This is a genomic window from Glaciihabitans sp. dw_435 (assembly GCF_018449675.1).
Taxonomy (GTDB): domain Bacteria; phylum Actinomycetota; class Actinomycetes; order Actinomycetales; family Microbacteriaceae; genus Glaciihabitans.
Genome location: NZ_JAAVUZ010000005.1, coordinates 189,172 through 215,667, shown reverse-complemented (window position 1 = coordinate 215,667; position 26,496 = coordinate 189,172). Strand labels below are relative to the sequence as shown.

The window sequence follows — 26,496 nt, the reverse complement described above, 5'->3', positions numbered from 1 at the left end:
GGGACTTCCGTGCTGAATTGGTTCGACGGACCTGCATGGTCGCCTGAAGGTGCAAGATTCGTGTAGACATGCCCCATGACTGCTACTGGGATGACATCTGCAGCACCAACCAATCCACCCGCTGCGTCGCGCCGCGGCATCATTGTCGCAATCGTCCTCTCTGTTCTCGTCGTACCGTACGGATGCCTAATTGGCTTTCTTGGGATTTTCGCCGTGAGCACTGGTGTTTGCTCTCCGAATTGCAATTGGGTAGCAACCACGTCGAGCGTATACATTGCACAGTTCCTCCCGCCGTTGATCGCGATCGTCGCAGCGAGCTTGGCCATTTCACGCATAGTGAACGATCGCCGCTTCTCGTGGATTTACCCCCTGTCCGCCTTTTTTATCGCGCTTGTCCCCTACCACCTGGGACATGCGATAGCGACAATCGCCAACCACACCCCATGGCTATGACCCTGTGTATTTGGGCACCCCGCCGCGTATCAAATACGGCAGCAAAGGCTGCTCTGAAGTTGGTCGAGTAGACGCATTCTGGGCACACTTGAAGCGAATACCACAGAATTCATGAGCATTGGAATAATCGTGCCGATGTTGTGTCTGCAGGGATAGGCGTCCCAAGACGTCCCCTACTCAAATTCGATTGTCGATTGAAAATCGTGAGGTCACCCGCTCGAAAGCGGTTTGAGTCGTCTGCGTCTCGTTAGATGACGAGACATACGACAAGCTTCCCGCCATCCGGAGCATCAGAACCGATGCGCCGACCGTCGGAACCTGTCTACCTGGTTATCGTTCCCTGCGAAAAGCTCAGGCGTATCGAATCAGCAAACCGACGGCGATTTCCGCGACCAAACCAGCGAAGAGAGCAAGAAGAGGACCTACCCACCCTGGTCGACGACGCACTGAAATTACGCCAAATAAGCACACCCCGATGATCCCGACGCTGACGGTCGACCCGATTCCGAACAGTGCGAGGAGGAAGCCGATGTCCAGATCGAGCAGCCGGGAGCCCACCCGAAAGACCGCGAAGCTGAGAGGTTGCAATAGGCATACAACGTAAGCGAAACGGTGCGAAAGGCTCATCACCGCGTGGTCTGCAGTTATCACGATCCCCCTTCGGCCCTACGTTGTCGTAGGGCTCCGTTCAAGCGCAGCCTTGGTCCTCCGCCGGACAATATCAGCCGGACGGTTCGGATCTGGGCAAACCCACTATTCCAATGAACCTCGCCCTTGGGCACTTCGAATCAGAGCGCCCGCTCCGCGCAACATGATCCACGAGTGACCCTCACCGCACATCGTTTCCGCGATGACAACTCGGAGGCTGTTCGATTTGCTCACATTTGCCCACGCTTGGTCAACAACTGACCAGATTGGCAACTGTCGCAGCAAGCTATAACCCCCGATAATTATCGGTTCTTAGGCGCTTTGCTTCCTTTGCGGGCACGTGGAACGGACTTATTAATTCCAGAGTCAATCGTGCGAGCAAGGCGGCGCTCACCATCAATTGGCCCACGCACTCTGGTCTGGCTCCGCGTGGCCGAGCTTCGTGTAGACATAGCCCATGACAGATTCCGAGACAACGCATACGGCAACAAGTGAACCGCCCGTCGCGTCGCGCGCTGGCATCTTTGTCGCGGCAGTTCTGTGTGTGCTTCTTGTGCCATGGGCGGCCGCAGTCGGGTGGTTTGGGATTTTCGCCGTGAACACCGGAGTCTGCGATCCAGACTGCAACGCGGTGGGCATCAGCTTGAGTATCGCGATCTACATACCGCCCGTCATTGCGCTGATTGCCATCGTTTTGACCATTTTCGGTGGGATAAGACGACGCCGCCTCGCGTGGATCTACCCCTTGGCCGCCTTTTTCATCGTGCTCGTCCCGTACCACGTCGGCCACGCGATCTCGACAATCGTCAATCACACCCCCTGGTTGTAGACCTTGTGCACCTGTCGTGCCGGAGCAAAGACGGTGACGCCACCGTTGAGCGCTCACACGTAGCACCTCTCCGGGGGCCGTCCCCAGCGGCAACAAAATGGCAACATTTACACGTCATTGCACTCGATTCCAGAAAGTCTGGAATCACCCAAAACCCCCTGAAACTCAAGGATCGATTAAAACTCCAGTGTCCATACAGCGCCTTGTAACGCTCTTGTAAAGCGGGGGTCGTCGGTACTCCTTGACGAACCCCGGGACGCCCAGTGGAGTGGACACATTTTGGACACACTTGGATCACATTCGACCGCAATCATCCACGATGGAGTGATTCAATCGGGCTGGTGTTTGCGGGGAAAGTCAGCACAACGCCCCCACCCTCACAGTCGCTTGTCGACTGAAAATCGTGAGGTCACCGGATCGACGCCGGTCGGGGCCACTTGACCATCTGCGGGCTTCTACCGCGGGTGGTCATTTTTTATGCCGTTGGAATCGATTCCAGCACCGATGCCAGCGCGTCGTTGAAGACGCGTCACGACGCATCCAAAGGAGCCGACTCCAGTACCTCTTGGACTATGGCGCCCACCAGACGTTCCGCCTCCGCAAGATCGCCAGCCCCAGCAACTTTCTCTAAGACACTCATTCGGGCAAGCACGTCAGCATCGTCCAGCGTCCGCGCCCATGTGAGCGCGGCTTCATACTCAACTCGCGGGTTGTCGCCAGCGGACAGGACATCGGCGAGCCCGTCCCGAACACCATGGGCCATGATCCGTCGCTGATTTCGCTCAAAGGATGTCGTCCGATTCGCCGCTAGGAGCGCGCTAGAGAAGTCCTCATGAGCAACACGAAGGTCTAGGCCCGGGGGAAGCGCAGCAACATCCGACGACCCGGTGATCAAGGTCGGAATGGCGGTCCGGCGAACCCATTCAGCCACGTTGTTCAATTCATGCATTAGGACGTTCCAGTCTTGGGTGTGCGGTTGCTGCACCGCAATGTTGGGGCATATAGATAACGGCACCAATACACCGCGTGGGCCGCTGGCAACGACGTCCCCCACCTTTGCCGGCCGCAACCTGCTGCCGGCACCCGCCGCGACATTTAATCCTTCAGATTCGAAATCTGGGATAACTGGCCCAATGCCAACGTTTGCGATTGATGGCGACCGATGCTTGGCGAAGTTCGTGTACTCGGCTAATACCCGCATCGGGTGACGTTCCGGGTCCTCCGAGAGGAAGGGCTGGAGACTACGGATCCGGGCGTGGAGGGTAGACCCAGGTTGGAGAGATCCAATGAGCTTCCGGCGTGAGTCATTGGACCACTTCGCGAATGCTTGCTCCTCAAGGTGAGCTGGCATCTCGATCCCTCGCCCATCGAAATCGGCGTTTTGTGCCGTCGTACCCAATTCATGTTCTACCTGTGTGTATATCGTGTGCTCGATCGCAGCGCGTAGTTGGGTGGTGGCGTCGGCAAAAATTCGAGGTACCGATTCGGGGAGGGCACGTACATCCCGGAGCACCACGTACGACCTGTCGTTCCAGTTTTGGTTGGCGAACTTAAACGGTCCGTCATCGAGATAGCTGAAAAGAATTCCCGCGAGCTCGCCGATGAGCTTGTCGACATGAGCGAGCGTGTATGCGACGTGGCGGTGATGATCAGGGAGCCAAGAGAAGGTGGACGAGTCGATGGCCATGCTCGGGAGCCTACCGACCGTTCAGCCACAGGTCGCTTAGTACTCCGGTCGCCGCGGACCTCGGCTACGTCAGACGAGTCTCCCCGACCAAGACCCGCGAGATTCTCGGAGTCACCCCGCGGCCCGCCCGGGAAGCGATCCTTGCAGCAGGCAGCAGCATGCTCGACCGCGGCCTCGCGTCCTGAGCCCACACACCTACATCAAGGACGTTCAGGACGAAGGCAATCACTCTCCCGCGGCCTCCGCGGTGACCTCTTCGATCGACTCGCCCTTAGGAAGCACGGGCGGGCGGCCGGGAAGCACGAAGGCGACGGCAATTGACAGCACGCTGAAGCCCACCGTCCACCAGAACGCCGTCTGGAATCCGATGACAGTTGAGCCCGCCGCCACGGTCGACGTCGCAAGAATCACGGCCAAGAGCGCGACTCCCAGCGAGCCGCCTACCTGCTGGGCGATTCTCGTGACGATGCTCGCGTGGGGCACCTCGTCGTGCTCGAGCCCAATGAAGGCGACAGCCATGAGCGGGATGAACACCACTCCCATGCCGAGGCCGCGCACGAACAGTCCGACCATCAGCGTCCACACCGGTGTGTCCGCGTCGGCGAACGCAAACGGTGCCGTGGCCAGTGCGACGACCACGAATCCAAGGATCGCCACGATCCGCCCGCCCACACGATCGAGGAGGCCCCCCGCGAGGGAACGGCTGAGCAGCGAGCCAACACCCTGCGGAATGAGCAACAGCCCGGCACCCAGGGCATCGCTGCCTCGGATCTCCTGGAAGTACAGGGGAAGCAGCAGCATCGCACCATAGAGGGATGCTCCCGAGAGGAACATCAGCGCACTCGCCGACCAGGTGGGGCGACGGCGGAGCACCGCCAGATCGACAAGAGCCTCCGCCCGACGGCGCACCGCCCACAGCGTGAAGGCAACCAAGAGGATCACTCCGCCGATGAGGGGAATTGCCACGTCGGCGCGGCCAAAACCTCCGTCGCGGGAGACGTTCGAGAGCCCCCAGAGCAGCGCGACCAGGCCCGGCGAAAGCAAAACGAGGCCCACGATATCCAGGCGCACGCGTGCGGTGGGCTGGTCGGCCGGAAGCATCCGCCAGGCGAGGTACAGCCCCGCCAGGCACAGGGGAATGTTCACGAGGAACAACCAGCGCCAGTCGCCAACCCCGAGAATGAGACCGCCGATCACGGGACCAAAGATGGGCCCAAGGGCCGTGGGCAACGCAACCGTCGCCATCAGGCGCCCGAGGTTTTGCCCGCGGGCCGCCTGCATGATCATGGTCGTCAGTAGTGGCATCATCGCGCCACCGCCGATGCCCTGGACAACGCGGAAGGTGATCAGGCTGCCAGCGTCCCACGCCGTGGCACACAGCACGGAGCCGAGAAGGAACACCGTCAACGCAATCAGCCACAGCCGCTTGCCACCCAACCGACTCTGGAGCCAGCCCACGAGCGGGAGAGTCACCGCAAGCGCTAACAGGTACGCGGTGCTGACCCACTGGATTGTTGTGACGCTCGCATGGAGATCCGCGGCGAGTTGATGCAGGGCGACCGCGACGATTGTCGAGTCGAAAATGACGGCGATGCCGCCGACAAGCAGTGCGACGGTCACCCGCATGACGGCGGGATCAAGTTTGGCGGTGGGCGCAGGAGCGGAAGTGGACATCATCGACCTTAGGGTGCGTTGGCGTATCTAATGACGGCAATGCTAGGGCGACGCGATAAGATGCGCAAGTGGATCTAAAACAGACGCGACGGCGGGGCGATGAGCTGGAGGCTGCCCTTCTCGATGCTGCGTGGCAGCAACTCACGCAGTCTGGGTATGCCGACTTCACGTTCGAAGCGGTAGCCGCGCGCGCCGGGACCAGCCGCACCGTGCTGTACCGCCGCTGGACCGATCGCGAAGACTTGCTCAAGGCCGCGGTGCGCCGTGCGGGCGCCCGCGCGCCCATCGAGCTGCCGGACACCGGCAACCTGCGCGACGACGTCGTCACCCTGCTGCACCGCGCCAGCGAGGCGCGGGCCGATTTCGCCGTGACGCTCAGCGTGCAACTGGCCGAATATTTTCGGGAGACGGGCACGACCTTCGCGAACCTGCGTGAGCTGCTCATCCGGCGCGGGCGATCCGGCATGGAACTCGTGCTCGAGCGGGCACAGGATCGCGGCGAGATCACTCTGGAGGGCCTCACGACCCGCGTCATCGAGCTGCCGTTATCCCTCATGCGCCACGAGCTGCTGTGGACTTTGACCCGGGTACCCGACGACGTCATTGCGGAGATCGTGGACGACGTGTGGTTGCCCCTGCTGCGCGCACGAGGTGCATTGCGGGACACCGTGAGCACGGACTCGCCATGATTCCCGCCCGGGAGGCACCACTCGCGGGCGAGAAGCTCGCCTCCCCATTTCTCGACCTGCTGCCCATCTCTGGCGTCGTGGTCTCGGTCCTCGACCAGGAGAATCGGCTGACGAGGGTGCATGCCAGCGATGAGACCGCCGCGCGCCTCGAAGAAATCCATTTTGACCTCGGCGAGGGTCCACTGTTCGATTGCGTGGGACGCGCCATCCCGGTACTCATTCCGGACGTGTCCGCTTCCGAGGGCTGGCCCATCTACTTCTCCCAGCCGGCGGCGGCTGTCGGCGCGATCTTCATCTTTCCGCTCGCGCTGGGGGCCGTCTGCATCGGCGCGGTGCTCTGCTATCGCTCGACTCCCGGCGAGCTGGACGCCAGCGCCATCGAAACGGGCGTGGCCCTCGGGCGGGCAATTGCGGGGCCAGCGCTCCGGCGGGCGATTGTGGTCGCCGACAATGAGGAGCCCGATGGACAACTTCCCATCGAAGTACGACGCGAGGTGCATCAGGCGACCGGAATGGTCCTGCTGCAACTCGACACCACCGCGACCGACGCGTTTGCCAGTATGCGCGCGTACGCTTTTTCCCGGGGAGTCAGTCTTCGGGAAGTCGCTCGCGACGTTGTGACACGTCGCCTCAACTTTTCAGCACTGGAGGAGTGACCGGACGTGAATGACGGAGACACAGTGAACGTGAAATCGCGGGAACAGAAAATCAATGACGCGTTCGTCGCGACAACGGACGCGCTCATGAACGACTACGACATCGTTGACCTCCTCTCGACGCTGCTGAAGACGTGCACCGACATTCTCGGTGTCGATGCCGGCGGCATCCTTCTGGCCGACTCGGGCGGCGACCTGGACCTGGTCGCGTCGACCAGCGAAGAGGCGAAGGTGGTGGAGACCATCATCATTGCCGCGGGGGCCGGACCCTGCATCGACTGCTACAGCACCGGCCGCGCAGTGAGCGTGCCGGATATCACCGCCGGCGCGACCCGATGGCCGAAGTTCCACGATTCGGCCATCGAACAGGGATTCCGGTCGACCTACGCCATCCCGATGCGATTGCGCAGAGAAGTTATTGGCGTCATGAACCTCCTCAGCACCACCCCCGATTCGATCACCGACAACGACGCCGACATCGCGCAGGCGCTTGCCGACATCGCCGTACTCGGCATTCTTCACGAGCGTAATTTCCGGAACCCCCTCGTTGTCGGCGAACAGCTTCACCTCGCACTCGACACCCGCATCATCGTCGAGCAGGCGAAGGGCGTTCTTGCGCAGGCCGAGGACCTCACCATGACTGACGCCTTCAACGCACTGCGGGAGTACGCGGCAGCGCACGATTTGTCGCTCCGTCACACGGCAGAGGCGACGGTTCAACGCGCCATCGCCACGGCGGACGTCGTTGCCGCGCTCGCGCGGCGGCAGGGATAGTACGCCGAATTTTCGGCCGGAAAAAAGTTCTTAAGAAAAGCGGCCGTGTGCCTCGGAGGCCATTGACAGGCCGATTCCGCTGACCATAACTTGAGTGCGTTCGGGGTGGGAACACGCGCAGGTTTGGCCGATGACGTCCAGAACGAACGCCGCAGCTTTCCTCCCGATGCGCAAAGAGTGTTGTCAGAGAGGACGACAGGATGCGTGAACCACATTCCCGGCGAGGCCTTCGAACACCGCGCGCGATCGCGGTGTCGATGGCTGTATCGCTGGCATTGATCGTTTCGGGAGGGTACGCCGCGTACGGCGCCACGACCGATCCCAACCCCGGGCCACTCGAGCTTGCCAACGGCCAGCTATCGAAGTCCGCTGCCACGCAGGGCATGGTCCTGCTGGAAAACCACAACACAGCGCTCCCCATGTCCAAGTCAGGGAAGGTCGCGCTCTTCGGCGTCGGCTCCTACAAGACGGTCAAGGGCGGCACCGGATCGGGCGACGTGAACAACCGCTACACGGTGAGCGTGCGGGAAGGCCTCACCAACGCCGGCTACGCGATCACCACAAGCCCCGCGTACTACGACGCCATGGTCGCTGCCTACAACGCAAAGTACCCGGCCGGCTCCGGCGGAATCTTTGGGCCGCCGATCGATTACTCCTCGGTCGAGCAGCAGCTGACCGCGACATCCGTTCGTCCCACCCAGCCCACGGACACGGCCATCTTCGTCGTTGCCCGGAACTCCGGCGAAGGCGCCGACCGTTCCTCCGGCAAGGGTGACTACCTGCTGACCGACACCGAACTCGGCGACCTGAAGTTGATCGGCCAAACCTACAAGAAGGTCGTCGTCGTGCTCAACGTCGGGGGCATCGTCGACACCTCGTTCTTCGCGTCGGTGAACGCGGGGGCGAAGGATCCGTCCGGTGGCACCGCGCTCGACTCGCTGTTGCTGATGAGCCAGGCCGGCCAGGAATCGGGTAACGCCGTTACCGAGGTGCTGAACGGCACGGTGGCGCCCTCGGGCAAGCTCACGGACACGTGGGCGTCGTCGTACGGCGACTACCCCGCGTCATCCACGTTCGCGAACAATGACGGAGACCCCGAACAGGAGCAATACAGCGAGGGCATCTACGTCGGCTACCGCTACTTCGATTCCTTCTACAAGAAGATCGATCCCGCCAACCCGGCAAGCGTTGTCGACTATCCGTTCGGATATGGCCTTACCTACACGGACTTCACCATCGCGACCAAGCGCGTCTCGGCCAACCCGCAGACGGTAAAAGTCACGGCGAAGGTGACCAATACGGGCAAGCACACCGGCCGGCAGGTCGTGCAGGTGTACTTCTCGGCGCCGCAGACCGGCCTCGACAAGCCGTACCAGGAGCTCGCCGGCTACGCGAAGACCGACAGCCTGGCGCCCGGGGCATCGCAGGATGTGACGATTCAGTTCCGCACCCAGGACATGTCGTCGTACGACCCCGCGAAGGCCGCCTACACGCTGCAGGCGGGTGACTACCTCGTGCGTGTGGGCGACTCGTCGCGCAGCACCCACGTTGCCGCCCGGCTGAACCTCAACCGCACCGTGACCACCCAGCAGCTCGCGAACGAGGAGAACGACCGCACGGTCGACACCGAGCTCACGAGCAACCCCGCCGACTTCTACACCTACGCGTCACAGGCGAAGGAGATCGCGAAGGCTCCGCGGATCGCGCTGCGGTCGCGGGACTTCCACACGGAACAGGATGCCTCGCGGTACGAGCAGAACGTGCCGGTCGACAGTTCCTCGCCGTACTACGCGCTCGACAAGAGCCCGATCTCGTCGACCACGGCGTATCTGCCGGCCGGGACGACGGACTGGGATGGCACGGGCGCTCCGTACACCGCGAAGACGGGTGAGACCGTCAAGTACGTCTCGACCGACCCGAGCAAGACGCTCTTCGACGTGGCCAAGGGAACGTACTCGCTCAAGCAGTTCGTCGCGAGACTGACCGCCACGCAGCTGGCGACCATCGTCGAGGGCTCGTCGAAGGCCGGATCGACCCTGACCGCGGTCGGCGCAGCCGGCTACACGACGCCCGACTACGAGTCACTCGGCCTGCCCGGCATGACACTCTCCGACGGTCCGGCCGGCCTGCGGCTCACCCAGAAGGTGAACAGCACACCGCCGACCTACCAGTTCGGCACCGCGTGGCCGATCGGCACACTGCTCGCGCAGACGTGGGATCCGACGGTGGTGAAGAAGGTGGGCACAGCGATTGGTAAGGAGATGACCGAGTACGGAGTCACGCTGTGGCTCGCGCCCGGCATGAACATCCACCGCGACCCGCTCAACGGACGCAACTTCGAGTACTACTCGGAGGACCCGCTCATCGCCGGGCTCACGGCCTCCGCGGCAACCCTGGGAGTGCAGAGCAACAAGGGCGTCGGCGTGACGCTCAAGCACTTCTTCGCCAACAACCAGGAGACGTCGCGCACCTCCACGAACGCGGTGATCGATGAGAGGGCCATCAGGGAGATTTACCTGAAGGGCTTCGAGATCGCCGTCAGGAGCGCCCAGCCGATGGCGATCATGACCTCGTACAACAAGGTCAACGACACCTACACCTCGGGTTCCTACGATCTCAACACGGACATCCTCCGTGGTGAGTGGGGCTTCAAGGGGCTGGTGATGACCGACTGGGGTGCGGGACCGCGCACGGGTGCAACGGGCGTGTACTACTCGGGCAACGATCTGATCGAACCCGGAGGCAACCCCGACGAGGTCGTCACCCAGATCAAGAAGGTCGCGCCGACCATCGATGTCTCCGGCCTGCCGGAGTACAGCAAGCTGACCTATGAAGCGTTCAACTTCACGAACTGGACCTGGCGGTTTGGCGGGCTCACCCCGTCTGCCACCGGGGCCGAGGCCGTCACGACCAACGTGGACGCGAGCATCATCGGACAGCAGCCGCAGTCGAGCACCACCCTGGTGGACTCCCTGTTCAACCAGACGACGCAGCTGACCCCGCCCTACACCTCGGTGCAGGCGGCATACGCCGACGTGACGGCGCTCCTCGCGTCCGACGCGCTGACCGCGGACCAGAAGGCAGGAATCAGCATCACCAACGTCGTGCACCAGACGGCGGGGGATGCCACGAGCCCCGTCGTCTCGTACACGGTGACCATTCGCGGCGACTACCCGGCGGGTGGATACCCGCTGCGTCTGGGCGACCTTCAGCGCAGTGCCATCCACGTCATCAATGTCGCCATGCAGTCGGCCGGATTCCAGGAGCTCGCCAGCATTCAGGGCGTCTCGGGCATCTCGGTCGGGTCGTACTCGGCGCAGTTCCGTCACCTGACGCAGTTCCTGACGGTGTCGCGCGGGAAGGTCGCGCACACCAGCGCGCCGGTCATCACCTCGCAGCCGCATTCCTCGGTGGTCACCCACCGCGGAAGCAAGGTGACGCTGTCGGCGGCGGCAACGGGGGTTCCGCGGCCGACGGTGCAGTGGCAGGTGAGCAGGAACGGCGGCAAGTCCTGGACGGCGGTGCGGGGCGCAAGCCACACGTCGTACCAGTTCGTCGCCGGCAAGCGCGACAACGGTGCGAAGTACCGTGCCGCGTTCAGCAACAGCGTTGGCACGAAGTACACGGGGGTGACGACGATCTCCGTTCGCTAACGCACTGACGGTGGAAGGGGATCCCGCGCGCGGGATCCCCTTCTGCACGCCCTGGGCCTTATCAATCGAGTTTCGCTCGACTGTTCACTAAGCTGACCGCCATGTACGCAGTCATCTCCGTTCTGCTCCTCGTGGTCTTCGTCGGCGCCCTCGTCGACATCATCACCCGACCGAGCGATGCGGTGAAGCACCTCCCGAAGCTGGTGTGGGTGTTCATCGTGATCTTCCTGCCCTTCGTCGGCAGCGTGCTCTGGTTTGCGATCGGGCGCGAGTACGCCGCCCCGCACGACCGGGGATCCTTCGGCGACCCGAGACGGCACGAAGCCCTGAGCGCAGAGCGGATGTCCCGCGCGACGCCCAGCGCCATGTCCACCGAAGAGCAGCTCGCCGCGCTGGACCGCGAGATCGAGCACCACGAAAACCTGGCCCGCATCGCGCGGCTCGAGGCGGAGATCCAGAAGCGCCGCGGGATCACCCCGGGGACGGACCGATAGACGGCGGATGCCTCGCGATGATCGGTCACTGACGCGCCCGCACCCCCGCGAGTGTGATTGATTGGTCTCATGACCGACCGCCTCACACTCTCCGACGCACTCTCTACCGAGCTCGCCCACTGGTTCGACGGCTCCGATGTCGTCTCACCGTCGCTCAACTACGCGGTCTGGGACCGTGACGGAGTCGTCTTCCACCACGGCGTCGGCCAATTCACCCGCGACGGCCGCGCGCCCGAGGTCGACACGATCTACCGCATCGCCTCGATGTCGAAGAGCTTCCTTGTCGCCGCCGTGCTCGTGCTTCAAGAGCGCGGCCAGCTGAACCTCGACGACGCCGTGCGCACCCACGTGCCCGAGTTCCGGAACTTCGTCGACCCCGCCGGCGTCGAGATCCCCATCACCGTCCGCATGCTCATGGCCAACTCGTCCGGCATGCCCGAGGACAACGCCTGGGCCGACTACGAGCTGCGCCTCAGCCGTGAGGGCTTCCTCGACCAGGTGAAGGCCGGCGTGAAGTTCGCCGACTACCCCGACGTCGCCTACCAGTACTCCAACTTCGGGTTCTGGCTGCTCGGCCTCATCGTCGAGAACATCTCCGGCCAGCCGTTCGACAACTTCGCCACCGAAACCCTCCTCGAACCGCTCGGCCTCACCCGCACGAGCTACGACTGGCGGGTCTTCCCCGAGGGCGGCGAGTCCGGCGCCGGCATCGCCCACAGCCTCGAGTCATTCGACGAGGGAGCCACCTGGTTCGACCGGCCGTTCATCGGCGACGGTTCGGGCGCCGGCGCCTGCGCCGCGAGCATGTACAGCACGCTCCCCGATATCGCGCGCTGGAGTTCGTGGCTCGCCAGCAGCTTCGACGCCACCAACACGGACGACGCCATCCTCAGTCGCGCCTCCCGCCGCCTGATGCAGCGCATCCACACGCCCGTCGCCGCCGTCGACGAGCGCTCCGCCAAGACGGGTATCGACAACATCGGCTACGGCTTTGGCTTGTTCGTCGAGGAGGACTCCCGCTTCGGCCCGTTCGCCCACCACTCGGGCGGCCTGCCCGGCGTCTCGACGAACATGCGCTGGCACCTGGAGTCCGGCATCGGCGTCGCCGTCTTCGCCAACACCAACGGCGCAAAGCCCGCGGGGCCGGCAGCAGCCATCCTGCGTCGTGTGATGGAGGAAGTGGATGCCCCGGCCCGCAGCATCACGCTGTGGCCCGAGACCATCGAGGCCGCCGCCGGCATCGAGGCATCCATTCTGTCTCTCGGTCACGTGCTGGGCGCGAGCGACCTGTTCAGTCCGAACCTGCTCGACGACGTGCCCGCCGAGGAGCGCCAGCGTCGCCTCGACAAGGCCGTCACCGAGATCGGTGGGCTGCTGCCCGCGGGTGGCGTCGCTCCCCTGCGCCAGCGGTTGTCGTGGGCGCTGTCGGGCGCGCACCTGGTGTGGACCATTCCCGGGCAGGCAGGCGACCTCGAGCTGAAGCTCGAGATGACCGAGACCACGCCGAGCATGATCCAGCGCCTGAACATCGCCCCCGCGAAACCCGCCGAGGGTAGCGGGAGCGACGGCCCGGTGAGCCGCCACTACCTGCCTGTGCTGCCCCCGAGCTAGTCGAGGGCCGTCAGCCGCACCGCCATGTACTGGCGGGCCGGCTGCAGCGGTACGCGGAAGGCTCCCTCGAACGTGCCGGGCAGACGATCGACCGTCATGTTCCAGGTGTCGATGACATCCACGGCGTATGTGTGGCCGGCCGGAGCCGTCACGTCCCGGTAGCTCGGTCGGTTGAAACCGAAGTACGCGATGCGGTACTCGTCGCCATGGCCGCCCCACGGGACATCCCAGTCCCCGTCAAGCGGCTCGAGCACACCGCTCGGCGACTCCGCGGTGATGCGCGCCAGGAAGGCGATGCGGTCGGGCGACGTGCCCACCAGCTCGCCACCCTTCGACCACCACAACTCCTCGCGATCGTTGAGGTAGGTCTCGCCGTGGCCGACATATCCGCCGCGGATGGCTCCTTCCCAGAACCTGCGCGTCATTTCCTCGCCGGTGATGTTGCCCCAGCCCTGGTCGATGTCGCCCTCGTAGGCGCACTCGTCGATCACGATCGGCTTGCCCCACTGCTGGCGCCAGGCGTCGGTGTTCTCGGACGTGCGGTACACGTCGATGCGCTGCACACTGCAGTGCGTGACCCAGTCGCGGCCGTAGTCGTAGAAGGCAAGGCAGTTGTGGATCGACAGCAGGTGGTCGGTCGGATCATTGCGGCGGATGACCCGTGCCATGCGTTCCCAGTCGGCCTCGGTTTTGCTCCACAGCAGGTCATATTCGTTCGCCAGTGACCACCACACGTTGCGGAAAGCCGACAGCCGGCGCACGAGGTACTGCACGAAACGGTCGTCGGCCGCCGTGCCCATGTCGGAGAAGCCCCAGCGGTCATAGGCGTGGAAGAGGATGAGGTCTGCCTCGATCCCCAGCGCCTCGAGCTCGGAAAGGCGGCGCTCCAGGTGCTGGAAATACTCCGGCACGAACCGGGTGAAGTCCCAGCCGTCCTCGAGCGACCCCTCGAAGGGGAAGATCTCGGGTTCGTTGGTGTTGAAGAGGTACGACTTGGGAAAAATGCACATGCGCATCTTCGTGAACGGGGCATCGCCGAGACTCGCGAGGGTCTGCTCCTGCAGGGCCTCGGGCTGGTGGGTCCAGGCGTACGCGGTCGTGCCGAGTGGCAGGTACCGCGTTCCGTCGTCGTAGGCGAAGTGGAAGGTATCGGCGACCCGCACGACTCCCTGGTTTCCTTCCTCCGGATCGGTCACAGTGATCGTTCCGGCGAGGTTGTGCAGGGACCGCGCGTTGGAGCGCGTGACGAAGCTCCACTCGCCGGAGGCGCGGGGCAGGAACCGCAGGAGGTAGCGGCCGTCACCGTCGTAGAACCCGCCGACGAAGACGGGGCCGCCCGGGGCGCCGGAGCCGTCGGTGGTGGTGTCGGTGTCGGCGGTGTCGTCAGTATCAGCGGTGTCGGCGGCCAGCGTGAAGGTCGCGTCCAGATCCACGTCGACGAAGGGATTGCCGTGGCTGGGGCCGCCGATGACGATCTCGACGGTGTCCCACAGCCCCGCATCGCGGGGATAGCTGAGCGCTGCCGAGCCAACGAAGATCCGGTCGGACTCGTACCCGGGCGAGGGAACGATGGCCGGGGCATCCACTCTCACCGACGGAGTCCCGGCATCGAGCAGGGCGAGTTGCTCCCACATGGCCGCGAGGGCGTCGCCGTTGGCGCGGGCCATGACGCCGATCTCGGCGACGCGGCCAAGCGTGAGCGCACGCAATTGCAATTGCATCGGCGAGTTGATGATCGGCAGGTGCGCCTGAACGATCGAGCGGCCCTCGGGATTGTCGAGCACATCGGCGAGGACGGAATCGGCGCTGAATCCGTGGATAGGCATCAGTCCTCCGACCCCACATAGTCGAAGCGGTCGAACCTGACCGTGCCGTCGACGGCATACACGCCGATGACCCGCCCGGTGAAGGACGCCGCAGTCTCGGCGGACAGGTAGCGTCCGTCGGTCTCGGCGATGACTGTTTCTTCTCCGCCCGTGACGATGCTCAGGATGATCCGGTCGGAGCTGAGCTGGGAGGGACCGAAGCCCGCGGCGATCGGCACGGAAGACATGCGCAGCTCGAGGGGGCCGGCGGGGACCTCGAGCGTCCACTCCTGGGCAACGCCCGCGAGGTGCACCCGGCCCGTGACCCGGGTTCCGGACACCTCGATTTCGGTGTGGTAATCCTCGTCGTACCGCACCACGAGGCCGCCGGTACCGGACGACGCGTCGATCACCGTCGACACCCGGGCGGTCTGGTTGAGCTGGCGGCGTCCTAGGAACACCGGTCGGGTGTCATCCAGGGTCGCCCCCTCGCCGTGAAGCACGAGCTTTCCGCCGTCGATCGCCGCGACCTCGGCGGGAACGCGACGGATGGCGAGCCAGCCGGCATCCAGCGCATCCACGCCGGCGAAATCGATCGAGTAGCGGGTCTCCCCTGCCCGCGGGCGCAGGATCACCGGCTCCGCCACCGGCCAGTCGTTTTTCCACGCGAGGGTGGTGATGAAGGTTTCCCGTCCGAGGGCGGAGAAGGCCTGGGTCATCCCCCGCGGCCGCATCCCGAGCAGGATGAGCGCGCTGCCGCCGTCCGGAGTCTCGATCAGGTCGGCGTGGCCCGTGTTCTGGATCGGGCGCGACGTGCTGCGCGCACTGAGGAAGGGGTTGCCGTCGAACCCGGTGAACGGACCTTCGGGCGAGAGGCCCCGGGCCATGCTCACCCCGTGTCCACGTTCGGTGCCGCCCTCGGCGATCATCAGGTACCACCACGGTCCGCGATGGTAGATGTGGGGCGCCTCGGGGAACTTGAGTCCCGTTCCCGACCAGAGCGACCGCGGCTCCTCGAGCACTTCGCCGGTCTCGAGATCCACCTTCACCTGCTGCACACCGTGGTGCGCGCCGGCGTCCGGGCCCGTCGTGGTCAGCCCCGAGAAGGTGACGTACGCGGTGCCGTCGTCGCCCCACGCGAGGTCCGGGTCGATGCCCGCGATGCCCGAGAGCAGGGTCGGGTCACTCCACGGCCCCGCCGGATCGGTCGCCGTGAAGACCACACACCCGCCACCCATGGCGACGGTCACGATTACATAGAACACGCCGTCGCGGAAGCGGATCGTCGGCGCCCACACCCCGCCCAGCGTGGGGATCGTGGCGAGGTCGAGCTGCTCCGGCCGCGTCGCCACGTTGCCGATCTGGGTCCAGTCGACGAGGTCGGTGCTGTGGTAGACGGGAATCCCGGGCAGGTATTCGAAGGTGGATGTCACGAGGTAATAGTCATCGCCGACCTTCACCGCGCTCGGGTCGGGGTTGAACCCGGGTATCAGCGGGTTGGGGTATTCGGTGGTGCCGGTGGTTCCCCCGGCGGTTGTCGTGGCACTCATGCGGTCAGCTCCAGGGTGGTGTCGAGGGGAAGGGTGTCGACGGCGGTACCGACGCGCAACGTGAAGACGCCCGCCTCGTACTGCCAGCCGTCGCTCCAGTGGGCGAGCAGCCGGCTCGGCACGGTGATGCTCACGCGCTCCGTCGCGCCCGCGTCGAGCTCGATGGGCGCGAACCCCACAAGCCAGCGCACGGGACGGTCGATGGTGGAGTCGGGACGCTCGGCGTACACCTGCACGACGTGCTTGCCGCGGCGGTCGCCGGTGTTGGTGACGGTGACCCCGACGGTGGCGGTGTCACCCGCGGCGACGGTCTGCGGCGCCGACACGTCGCTCTGCTCGAACGAGGTATAGCCGAGCCCGTGCCCGAAGGCGTACGCGGGGGTTACCCCCGCCTTCAGCCACGCGCGATACCCGACGTGGATGCCCTCGTCGTAGTGGAGCACCCCGTTCCAGGGCTCGGTGTTGATCACCGGAACATCGGATTCGTGGGCCGGCCACGTGGTGGGAAGCCGCCCTCCCGGCTCGGCGAGGCCCAGCAGCACGTCGGCGACCGCGTCCCCGAATTCCTGTCCGCCGAAGTAGCCGACCAGAACGGCGGCGACGGCGTTGCGCCACGGCATCTCGACGGGTGCGCCAGCGTTCACCACCACGACGGTGCGGGGGTTGGCCGCGACGACCGCGCGCACGAGGTCATCCTGCAGGCCCGGTAGTTCGAGCGAGGTGCGGTCGTAGCCCTCCGACTCGACACGGGAGTTCGTTCCGACGACGATGAGCGCGACGTCGGCGGACCTCGCAGCCTGCACCGCCTCGGCGATGAGCTCGTCCGGGCGCGAGTCATCCGGTTCGATCCCAAAGGTAAACGACAGCGCGTTGGACAACTCGCCCTCGCGACCCGCGAGGTCGTACTCGACGCGGATATCGATCGCGACGCCCTCGGTCACGGCAACGGGGGCGGAGCGCGTCGGCGGCGCGAGGAAGGCGGCGCCCAGGTCGGTGCCCTCCGCCTCGACCGACGCCTCGACGACCAGCTCGTCGTTGACGTACAGGCGCAGGTCACCGACGGCGGCAAAGCCAAACAGGATCGTTCCGGTCTCTTCGGGCAGGTACTGGGTGGTGACTTCGAGACGGTGGGACAGCGCGATCGGCGCGTCGCCACCGAACCAGACGAGCGCGGTCGCACCGCGGTGCTCCTCGAAGAGCACCTCGTCATCGACGCCGAGGAATCGCGTGAGCAGTCCCGGCTCGCCGCTCACCGGGTCGGTGATGCGCTCGAGCGGCAGCTCGGCGACACCCTCCTGCACCACGGCGCCGACGGAGTAGGTCACCGTCGCGTGGGGTAACGCCTCGCGCACTCCCTCGAGCGGGGACACCACATGCTCGGGCAGGACCGTGGCGCTTCCGCCGCCCTGGCTGCGGGTGAACTTGGCGTTGTGCCCAATGACCGCGACGGATGACACGGCCGCCGCATCCCACGGCAGTTCACCCTCGTTGCGCAGCAGCACCGTGCCAGCAGCGGCGGCTTCGCGGGTGAACGCGATGCCGTCCTCCACCCGGAGGGGCGCCGCAGACATCGGGTCGAACCCCTCGAGCGCACCGACGCGCGACGCGAGCTTCAGCAGGCGCAGCACCTTGCGGTCGATCGCCGACTCCTCGACCTCGCCCGCCCGCACCGCGGCGAGCAGCTTGTCTCCCCACGGGCCGGGAGGACCCGGCATCGCGAGGTCCTGCGAGTAACGCGCACTGTTGATCGACCGCACGGCGGTCCAGTCGCTGACCACGACGCCGTCGAAGCCCCACTCGGAGTTCAGCGGTGTCTCGAGCAGCTCGTTCTCCGTTGCCGTCACGCCGTTGATGGAGTTGTACGAGCTCATCACGAGCCACGCCTTCGACTCCACGATCGCCTTCTCGAACGCGAACAGGTACAGCTCGCGCAGCGCGCGATCGCTGACCTCCACGTTGATGGTGAAGCGGTCCGTCTCGGAGTCATTGGCGATGTAGTGCTTGGGGGTCGCCCCGACCCCGTTGTCCTGCACCCCCGTCACGTAGGAGGCGGCGAGTTCCGCGGTCAACACCGGGTCCTCGCTGAACGCCTCGAAGTGGCGGCCACCCCGCGGCGAGCGGTGCAGGTTGATGGTGGGTCCGAGCACGATGTCGACACCCTTCCTCCGGGCTTCGACCGCCGCGGCCGCCCCGTAGCGCGCCGCCATCTCGAGATCCCACGAGGAGGCGAGCGTCGTGGCCGACGGCAGGTTGAGCGAGGGACTGCGTTCGTCCCACACCTCGCCGCGCACGCCGGACGGGCCGTCGGACATGAGCATGCGCCGCAGCCCGATCTTCTCGATCGGCCACGTCGTCCAGAAGTCGCGGCCGGTGAGCAACTGCACCTTCTCCTCGAGGGAGATTGTTGCCAGCAGCGCTTCGAGTCGTGCGTCCAGGGTTCCCTGGTCAAGCGTCTCGTTCGTCATGATTCCTATCCTTTTGCTTTCGTAACTCGTGTGGAGAAGACCCGCACGTCCCAGGGGCCAAGCTCGATCGTCGATCCCTGGCCGAATTCCCCGTCACCGAGGAGGTCAGTTACGGCGAGCGGAGTCGTCACCGTCTGGGGGTCCCACGACCAGTTGTGGAGGTAATAGATGGATGCCCCGGCGCCGGCGCTTCCGTCCGGGACGAGAGAACTCGACACCGTCACACTCGGCGGCAGGTCGGTCCACCCCGCGACGGGGGACGGCACCAGCCAACGTGCGAGCGATGCGGCGAGCGCCTGGTTCGGCACCGTGCCGACGGTGGTGACCCGCCCGGATCCGCGCACCGCCGTGGCGATCGCGCTCCAGCGGCCGAAGTGCAGGTGCTCGTAACCTGCTAACTCGGTTGCGCCGCTGAGCGTCAGTCCGTCGACCCAGTCGGTCGCGGCCGCACCCTCGGCGAGCACGAAGCCCGAGTCATCCGCCGCGCTCACCACAATCGGAGCGGGCAGGTTGGCAATCTCGTCGTACCAGAGGCCGGCCGCCTCGGTCAGGCGGGCGGGCTGCACGTCGGTGCGGGCACGTCCCTCGCGATCGGCGTACGCGCTGCGGGGTCCGAGCACGAGGTGTCCCCCGGCGCGGGCGTACGCGTCGAGCCAGTCGAGGTCGTCGTCGCCAGCCGTGAAAAAACCGGGGACGAGGAGCACCGGATGCCTCGCGGCGAAGTCGCCCGGATCCGCGGGTCCGCCCCGCCCCGCGTCATCCGCCCCACCGCTGCCGACGCCGGTGGCATCGCGCGCACCGAAGAGCTGCTGCGGCCGCACCAGCTCGACCTGCAGGCCGGCGTCGAACGCACCGCGGTAGAAGGACGAGAAGATGCGGCGGTAGGCGTCCGGGTCGAAGTACTGCCCGGGTGCGGTGAACGGGGCCTGCGACGACAGCGCGAACTTGCTGTCGGAGTCGTAGAGCATCGCGATGTCTGACTGGGGAAGCGACTCGGCGACCGCGGCTCCGGCCCGGGCGAACTCGGCGCCGAGCGCGGCGAGCTCGCGATAGGTGCGGCCGGGCTTCTGGCTGTGCGGGAGGATTCCACCCCAGTAGGTCTCGACGCCGAAGTGCAGGGTGTGCCAGTGCCAGTACTCGATCATGCGGGCGCCCCGGGCGACCAGCGCCCATGCTGCCTGCCGCCACTGCCCGTCGTAGGGCGAGAAGTTCAGCGACGAGTGGCCGATGGACGAGGCGTTCGTCTCGGTAATGAGGAAGGGCGCGCCCTTCGACGAGTACATGAGATCTGCGAGCTGGTACAGCGCCCAGGTGCCCTTGACGATCCAGCCTGTCGACCGGGGGTCTGTGCTGGGGTGGGCGAGGGAGTCTTCCATCTCGTAGTACGCGTTGCCCGAGGCAACGTCGAGGTTCGCCGAGAGGTCGACGTCCTCCACCCCGAGCTGGTCGTACGAAATGCACGTCGTGACGAAGGTGCCTGCGGGAACCAGCTCGCGCACGAGCTCCGCCTGCCAGCCGATGAAGTCGGTGACCAGTCCCGCCTGGAACCGGCGCCAGGCGAGGTCGTACTGCGGCTGGAAATTACCGTCGGGCAGCCAGAGGTCGTCCCAGGTGGACAGCCGGTGCGACCAGTAGACGAGCCCCCACTCGCGGTTAAGTGTCTCAACGTCGCCGTAGGTGTGGCGCAGGTGGTCGACGAACTTCTGGAACACGCCCCGGTTGTACAGCAGGCGGATGCCCGGCTCGTTGTCCACCTGATACCCGATGATCGCCGGGTGATCGCGGTAGCGCCCGATTACCCGGCGGATGATGCGTTCGGCGTAGAAGAGGTAGGCCGGGTTGGTGAAGTCCATCTCTTGGCGCGACCCCCAGTTCATCGGTACCCCCGACGCGCTGTCCGCCGCGACCTCCGGGTGCAGCCGCTTCATCCACAGGGGGATCGCGTAGGTGGGGGTGCCGAGCACAACGCCAATGCCCCGGGCGTGGGCGCCGTCGAGCACGGGCTGCAACCAGTCGAGGTCGAAGACTCCCTCCTCCGGCTCCCAGGTCGACCAGACGGATTCACCGACGCGGATGACCGTGAACCCCGCCTCCTTCATCAGGTCGAGGTCCTCGTCGAGCCTGCCGCTCGGCTGGTACTCGGTGTAGAAGGCGGCGCCGAAACGGATGCCGTCGTGGGTGATCGGGTGCGGGCGCTGCCCGGGTGCGTCGACCGCGGCGGGCTCAGACATGGGCGCCGGCCTGCAGGTCCTGCTCCGCCTGCACGGCGAGAAGACGCTGGCGGTCGGCGCGGCGCTGCTCCTGCCGCACGGGGTCTGGCACGGGAGCGGCGAGGAACAGCCGCTGCGTGTACGGATGCTCCGGGCGGGCCGTCACCTGGTCGCCATCGCCCCACTCCACGATCTCACCGTGGAACATCACGGCGACGCGGTGACTGAGGTGCCGCACCACCGCGAGGTCGTGGGACACAAAGAGGTAGGCGACGCCCGTGCGTTCCTGGATCTCCTTGAACAGGTCGAGCACGCGGGCCTGTGTGGAGAGGTCGAGCGCGGAGACCGGTTCGTCGCACACGATGAGACGCGGATCGAGGGCGAGAGCCCGCGCGATGGCGATGCGCTGGCGTTGGCCACCGCTGAACTCGCGCGGCAGTCGGTCGGCGGAGTTCGTCGGCAGCCCCACCTGGTCGAGGAGTTCCCGCACGCGGCGGGAGGCATCCTTCACAGGAACCTTGCGCACGGTCAGCGGCTCCGCGAGGATCTGCTCGATCGTGAGCGACGGGTTCAGCGATGTGTACGGGTCCTGGAAGACCACCTGGATCTCGCTGGAGAGGGCGCGACGCTGGGCGCGGCCGAGGTGCGCGATCGACTGTCCCTTGTAGGTGATGGTGCCGCCCGTGACGGGGGCGAGTCCGAGAACAGCGCGGCCCAGCGTGGTCTTGCCGGAGCCGGATTCGCCGACGAGGCCAACGGTCTCACCCGGGCGGATGTCGAGGGATACCCCCTTCAGCGCCATGAACGGCGGCTTGCGGAATCCCTTGATCGGGTACTCGACAACCACGTTGTCGACGGTGAGCAGCGAGTCATCCATTGTCTGTTCCTTCGTGCTCATGAGAGTGCTCCGTGACGGCCGACCGCGGCCGGGGGCGAGGTGACGAGATCGCCCCGCGCCTCGCCGTCTTCGAGAATTGCGTCGAACAGCGCCCTCGTGTACTCGTGCTGCGGGTCCGCGAAGATCGAGCGGACTGGGCCGGTCTCGACGATGCGGCCGCCCCGCATGACCGATACCTGGTCGCAGAGGTCGGCGACAACACCGAAGTTGTGGGTGACGAGAATCACGCCCATGTGCAGTTCCCGCTGCAGTTCGCGCAGCAGGTCGAGCACCTCGGCCTGCACCGTCACGTCGAGCGCGGTGGTGGGCTCGTCGGCGATGAGCAGGTCGGGTTCGCACGAGATCGCCCCGGCGATGAGCACGCGCTGGGCCATGCCGCCCGAGACCTCGTGGGGGTAGGCGGCAAAGGTGCGCGTGGGGTTCGGGATACCGACCTTCGCGAGCAGCTCGAGGGCGCGCGCAGTGGCGTCTTTCTTCGACAGCCCGAGGCACACCCGCATGGGCTCCACCAGCTGGCTGCCGATGGTGAAGGAGGCGTCGAGGTTGGACATCGGCTCCTGCGGGATATAGGCGATCTTCTTGCCCCGGATGCGCGTCATCTGCTTCTCGGATGCGCCCGCGAGGTCGGTGCCCTCGAAGACGATCGATCCGCCGACGATGCGACCGCCCTCGGGTAGCAGGCGAAGTACGCTCCACGCCGTCTGTGTCTTGCCGGACCCGGATTCACCGATCAGACCGTGCACCTCGCCGCGGCGCACCACGAGTGAGACGTCGTTGACGACGACCTTCACCGAACCATCGGGTTGGTCGTAGCCGACTGCGAGATCGCTGACCCGAAGCAACTCCTCGCCGAACGAACGCTCCTCGTCCACCACCTCGGGGTGCACGATGACCGGCTCACGCTCGATGGAGACCGTCTGGCCGAGGAACTTCTTCTTGCGCTTGCGCACCGATCCGCTGCGCTCGAGTTCGTCGCGCATGGCGTTGGCCAGCAGGGTCAGCGCGATACAGGTGAGCCCAATGGTGAGGCTCGGCCAGAGGATGAGCGCCGGGTTCGAGTAGATGTTGGTGAAGCCGTCGTTGAGCATGCTTCCCCAGGTGGGGATGGTCGTGTCCCCGAGTCCGAGGAACTCGAGTCCGGCCTGAATGGCGATCGCGATGCCGCCGATGATCGCGGCCTGGATGATCGCCGGGGCTCGCACCACCGTGAGGATGTGCTTGCCGATGATGCGGGCATCGCTGAGACCCGACACCCGCGCGGCATCCACATACAGCTCGTTTCGCACCGCGGTCACCGACGCGTAGACGAGCCGGAAGAAGGCGGGAGACATGAGCACACCGAAGATCGCCATCGACAACCACATCGAGGGTCCGAGAACTGCACGCGCGGCCAGCAGCACGACGATGCCCGGCAGCGCCATGATCATTCCGGCGAGCCAGGACGACACCGAGTCGAACCACTTGCCGTAGTACCCGGCGATCAGTCCGCCTGTCACCCCGATCACGGCGGCGATGACGAGGGCCAGCAAGGCCCCGGCGAGGCTGAAGCGACCGGCGAACAGGAGGCGGGAGAGCACGTCGCGGCCAGCACTGTCGGTGCCGAGCAGATGACCGGGGCCGCTGTTTGTCAGTATGGCGTTGATGTCCGGCAGATCCGGATCGTGCGGCGCGAGCAGGGACGCGAAGATCGCACTGAGGGCGATGAGCACGAGAAATGCCAGCGCGATGATGCCGGTGGGGTTCTTCAGCAGGCGCCGGAAGAGCGAGACGCGGCTGGCACGCGCCAGGTCGGCGGGGGTGGGGACGGCGACAACGGGTTCGATCATGAGAGACGCACCTTGGGGTTGAGGAAGCCTTGCAGCAGGTCGATAAGCAGGTTGATGATCACCACGAGTGCGGCGGTGGCGAGCACCAGGCCCATGACGAGGGGGATATCCCCCTGGGAGGTCGCGCTCACCGACACCTGCCCGATGCCGGGGATCGCGAAGATTTGCTCGACGATGACGGCGCCGCCGAGGAGGCCGGCGAACTGCACGGCGAGCACGGCGAGGGCCGGTCCGCCGGCGTTGCGCAGCACGTGCTTGTAGATGACGCGGCCGGAGGAGAGTCCCCGGCTGCGGAGCGTGCGCACGTAGTCCTGCCGGAGCGCGTCAATCACGGAACCGCGCACCTGTTGGGCGATCGCGGCGATGCCGCCGATGGACAGGGCGACGATCGGGAGGGTGACGGTGCCGATCCAGCCGGAGAAGGATGTCTCGATCGGCACGTATCCCGTGGGCGCGAACCATCCGAGGTTGATGGCGAAGATCAAGACGAGACCCAGAGCGATGAGGAATCCGGGGACTGCGAAACCCAGGATGGAGATGACCTGCACGACCCGGTCGATCCACCCGCGGCGGGTGGCGGCGAGCACGCCAAGCACGACGGCGACGACAGCGCTGATGAGCGTCGCGCCGATGACGATGGAGAGAGTGACCGCCAACCGGGAGGTGATCGCGGTAGCGACCGGCTCGCCGGTGAACCATGACGCCCCGAAGTCACCCCGAAGCGCGTGGGCCAGCCAGTCGCCGTACTGCACGATCAGCGGTCGGTCGAGGCCGAGCGCGTGGGTCTTCTCGGCGACGGTTTCGGGCGTCGCCGACTGCCCGAGAATGCGGCGGGCGATGTCGCCACCGCCGAGGTAGAGGAGGAAGTAGGCGACGGTCGAGATGACGAAGACGAGCACTACGCCAGACACGATCCGCCGGAGGATGAAAGTCAACATCGTTGTTCCTTTGCGTCGGCAGTGACTACGGGGAAGAGAACGAGCGGGTCGCCTGTGGACGAGGCGACCCGCTCGGGTCGAGACTCAGGACTTCGGGAGGAAGTTCCAGAGGTAGGGGTAGGCATTGCCCTGCTGCACCGTTGTGGTGGTGTTCTTGTCCGTCATGAAGCTGGACTGCTGGCGGTACCAGGGAGCGAACCACGCCTCCTTCACGATGTAGGCGTTGAGGTCCTTGGCGGCCTGGTCGGCCTCCGCGGTCGTGCCCGTCTGGATCTTCGCGGTCAGGTCAACCACCGTCTTGTCCACGTAGTGGTACGGGTTGAAGGTGGCCTCGGGCGTGAGGGCGAAGTTCGCGATCTGCCATGCCCTCGGGTCTTCCTGCAGCGTCATGTACGAGGACGGGTACTTGGGCGCCAGCAGGTCGGCGATGAAGTTGTTGCCGGGGTCGGTGTACTTGACCGTGATGCCCACGTCCTTCAACTGCTGCGAGATCAGCGTGTAGATCGCGGTTCCGAAGAACGCGGAACTCGGCTGGTCGAGAGTGAAGCCGTTGGCGTATCCCGCGTCGGCCAGCAGTTGCTTCGCCTTCGCCGGGTCGTAGGAGTACGTGGTGTCAAGAGCTGCGTCGAACGCCGGCGAGTTGGTCGGGAAGATCTGGCCGGTCACCGTGCCGTAGCCCTTGCCGACCGCCTTGAGCAGTGCGGCCGAGTCAAACGCGTAGTTGATCGCCTGGCGAACCCGCACATCGGCGAGCGGCTTGGAGACGGTGCCGCCGCGGTCGAACAGGATCAGGCCCGTCCAGTTGAGCTCGAGTTTGTTGGTGGTGAAGCCCACCGCTTCCATCTGGTCGAGCGTGGTGTTGTCGTAGGTGTTCGTGGCGTTGACCTGACCACCCTTGACCGCGTTGAGCAGGGCAGTTGGTGTCGTGAACACCTTGTAGACAACCTTGCTGTAGTGCTGGTCGTCCGGCGCCCAGTAGTCGGGGTTCTTGGTAAAGACGTAGGAGGATCCGATGACTGTCGAGGTGCTGTCGAGCAGGTACGGACCCGAGCCGACGGGCTTTGTTTTGATGTCGGCACTGTCGAACGCCTTCGGGCTTTCCTGCAGTCCGGCATTCTGCGACAGGTACGTCAGCAGTGCCGGATCAGCCGCCTTGAGCGTGATCTGCAGAGTCGTGGCATCCACCGCCTTGGCGTCAGCGACGTTGACAAGGAACGACTTGTTGGCGGAGTCGCCGTCACGGAAACGAATGATGTTCTGCGCTGCGACATCCGCTGTAAAAGGAGTTCCGTCGGAGAACTTCACGTCATCGCGAAGGGTCATGGTGAGCACGGTGTTGTCCGCGTTGTACTCCCACTTGGTGGCGAGCCACGGCACGATTTCACCGTCCGGGTTTGCGCGAACCAGACCGTCGTAGACCGCCTGGCCGTAGGGCGACTCATTTGCCCAGTTCATACCCTCGGCCGAGAACGTTGTTGCGGGTACGAGTACCCCGAGCGTGAGTGTGCTGCTTGCGGCGCTGGTGGATCCGGTGTTTGCCGCGCACCCCGTGAGGGCGATCGCGGCCACGGCAGCAACTGCCGCGAGCCTCTTCCATCGGAACATCGTTGGTCCCTTTCAGATCGGGGGATCCTCC

General features: G+C 65.4%; 18 protein-coding genes. 7 read left to right on the top strand and 11 right to left on the bottom strand.

What is annotated here, in order from left to right; translation table 11 throughout:
• The coding region (locus HB677_RS09525; RefSeq protein WP_213815462.1) for a hypothetical protein at window positions 1-326 on the bottom strand (326 nt) is incomplete at its 3' end.
• 1,232 nt (window positions 327-1,558) lie between these two features.
• Here HB677_RS09525 and HB677_RS09520 point away from each other — a divergent pair.
• Complete coding sequence (locus HB677_RS09520) at window positions 1,559-1,930, top strand: hypothetical protein (protein WP_213815461.1); 372 nt, start codon at window positions 1,559-1,561, stop codon at window positions 1,928-1,930.
• 529 nt (window positions 1,931-2,459) lie between these two features.
• On the opposite strand, the gene HB677_RS09515 is transcribed toward HB677_RS09520, so the two are convergent.
• Together HB677_RS09515 and HB677_RS09510 are read right to left on the bottom strand one after the other, a co-directional pair.
• A complete protein-coding gene (locus HB677_RS09515; protein WP_213815460.1) occupies window positions 2,460-3,617 on the bottom strand; it encodes a hypothetical protein in 1,158 nt (385 codons plus the stop codon).
• A 225-nt stretch (window positions 3,618-3,842) separates the two neighbouring features.
• On the bottom strand, window positions 3,843-5,294 hold the full coding sequence (locus HB677_RS09510; RefSeq protein WP_213815459.1) for a DHA2 family efflux MFS transporter permease subunit: 1,452 nt from the start codon (window positions 5,292-5,294) through the stop codon (window positions 3,843-3,845).
• A 65-nt stretch (window positions 5,295-5,359) separates the two neighbouring features.
• Here HB677_RS09510 and HB677_RS09505 point away from each other — a divergent pair, with 65 nt between their 5' ends.
• The 6 genes from HB677_RS09505 to HB677_RS09480 all read left to right on the top strand — a co-directional run bounded on the left by HB677_RS09505 (window position 5,360) and on the right by HB677_RS09480 (window position 13,168).
• Window positions 5,360-5,980, top strand: a complete 621-nt coding sequence (locus HB677_RS09505; protein WP_213815458.1) for a TetR/AcrR family transcriptional regulator — start codon at window positions 5,360-5,362, stop codon at window positions 5,978-5,980.
• The gene (locus tag HB677_RS09500) at window positions 5,977-6,636 is read left to right on the top strand and encodes a GAF and ANTAR domain-containing protein (protein WP_213815457.1); all 660 of its coding nucleotides are present in this window, start codon (window positions 5,977-5,979) and stop codon (window positions 6,634-6,636) included. The genes HB677_RS09505 and HB677_RS09500 overlap by 4 nt, the downstream gene beginning before the upstream one ends.
• A gap of 6 nt (window positions 6,637-6,642) precedes the next feature.
• Entirely contained in the window at window positions 6,643-7,410 is a 768-nt protein-coding gene (locus tag HB677_RS09495; protein WP_213815456.1) for a GAF and ANTAR domain-containing protein, read from the top strand.
• A gap of 257 nt (window positions 7,411-7,667) precedes the next feature.
• Entirely contained in the window at window positions 7,668-11,063 is a 3,396-nt protein-coding gene (locus HB677_RS09490) for a glycoside hydrolase family 3 N-terminal domain-containing protein (RefSeq protein WP_213815455.1), read from the top strand.
• 101 nt (window positions 11,064-11,164) lie between these two features.
• A complete protein-coding gene (locus HB677_RS09485) occupies window positions 11,165-11,557 on the top strand; it encodes a PLD nuclease N-terminal domain-containing protein (RefSeq protein WP_213815454.1) in 393 nt (130 codons plus the stop codon).
• Between the two features lie 69 nt (window positions 11,558-11,626).
• Window positions 11,627-13,168 (top strand): serine hydrolase, encoded by a 1,542-nt coding sequence (locus HB677_RS09480; protein WP_213815453.1) that lies wholly within the window; start codon window positions 11,627-11,629, stop codon window positions 13,166-13,168.
• Here the strand turns inward: HB677_RS09480 and HB677_RS09475 are convergent.
• The 8 genes from HB677_RS09475 to HB677_RS09440 form a co-directional block, all read right to left on the bottom strand.
• Entirely contained in the window at window positions 13,165-14,994 is a 1,830-nt protein-coding gene (locus HB677_RS09475; protein WP_213815452.1) for a DUF5605 domain-containing protein, read from the bottom strand. The two genes, HB677_RS09480 and HB677_RS09475, sit on opposite strands and share 4 nt — an antisense overlap.
• Entirely contained in the window at window positions 14,994-16,523 is a 1,530-nt protein-coding gene (locus tag HB677_RS09470; protein ID WP_213815451.1) for a glycoside hydrolase family 43 protein, read from the bottom strand. Before HB677_RS09470 ends, HB677_RS09475 begins: the two co-directional genes overlap by 1 nt.
• Complete coding sequence (locus tag HB677_RS09465; protein ID WP_213815450.1) at window positions 16,520-18,988, bottom strand: glycoside hydrolase family 3 protein; 2,469 nt, start codon at window positions 18,986-18,988, stop codon at window positions 16,520-16,522. The genes HB677_RS09470 and HB677_RS09465 overlap by 4 nt, the downstream gene beginning before the upstream one ends.
• Before the next feature lie 5 nt (window positions 18,989-18,993).
• On the bottom strand, window positions 18,994-21,219 hold the full coding sequence (locus HB677_RS09460; RefSeq protein ID WP_213815449.1) for a beta-galactosidase: 2,226 nt from the start codon (window positions 21,217-21,219) through the stop codon (window positions 18,994-18,996).
• On the bottom strand, window positions 21,212-22,075 hold the full coding sequence (locus HB677_RS09455) for an ATP-binding cassette domain-containing protein (protein WP_213815474.1): 864 nt from the start codon (window positions 22,073-22,075) through the stop codon (window positions 21,212-21,214). Before HB677_RS09455 ends, HB677_RS09460 begins: the two co-directional genes overlap by 8 nt.
• A 17-nt stretch (window positions 22,076-22,092) precedes the next feature.
• Window positions 22,093-23,922: a dipeptide/oligopeptide/nickel ABC transporter permease/ATP-binding protein gene (locus HB677_RS09450; RefSeq protein ID WP_213815448.1), complete on the bottom strand. Its 1,830-nt coding sequence runs from the start codon at window positions 23,920-23,922 to the stop codon at window positions 22,093-22,095.
• On the bottom strand, window positions 23,919-24,860 hold the full coding sequence (locus tag HB677_RS09445) for an ABC transporter permease (RefSeq protein WP_213815447.1): 942 nt from the start codon (window positions 24,858-24,860) through the stop codon (window positions 23,919-23,921). Before HB677_RS09445 ends, HB677_RS09450 begins: the two co-directional genes overlap by 4 nt.
• Before the next feature lie 84 nt (window positions 24,861-24,944).
• The gene (locus HB677_RS09440) at window positions 24,945-26,465 is read right to left on the bottom strand and encodes an ABC transporter substrate-binding protein (RefSeq protein ID WP_213815446.1); all 1,521 of its coding nucleotides are present in this window, start codon (window positions 26,463-26,465) and stop codon (window positions 24,945-24,947) included.
• Between the last annotated feature and the right edge of the window lie 31 nt (window positions 26,466-26,496).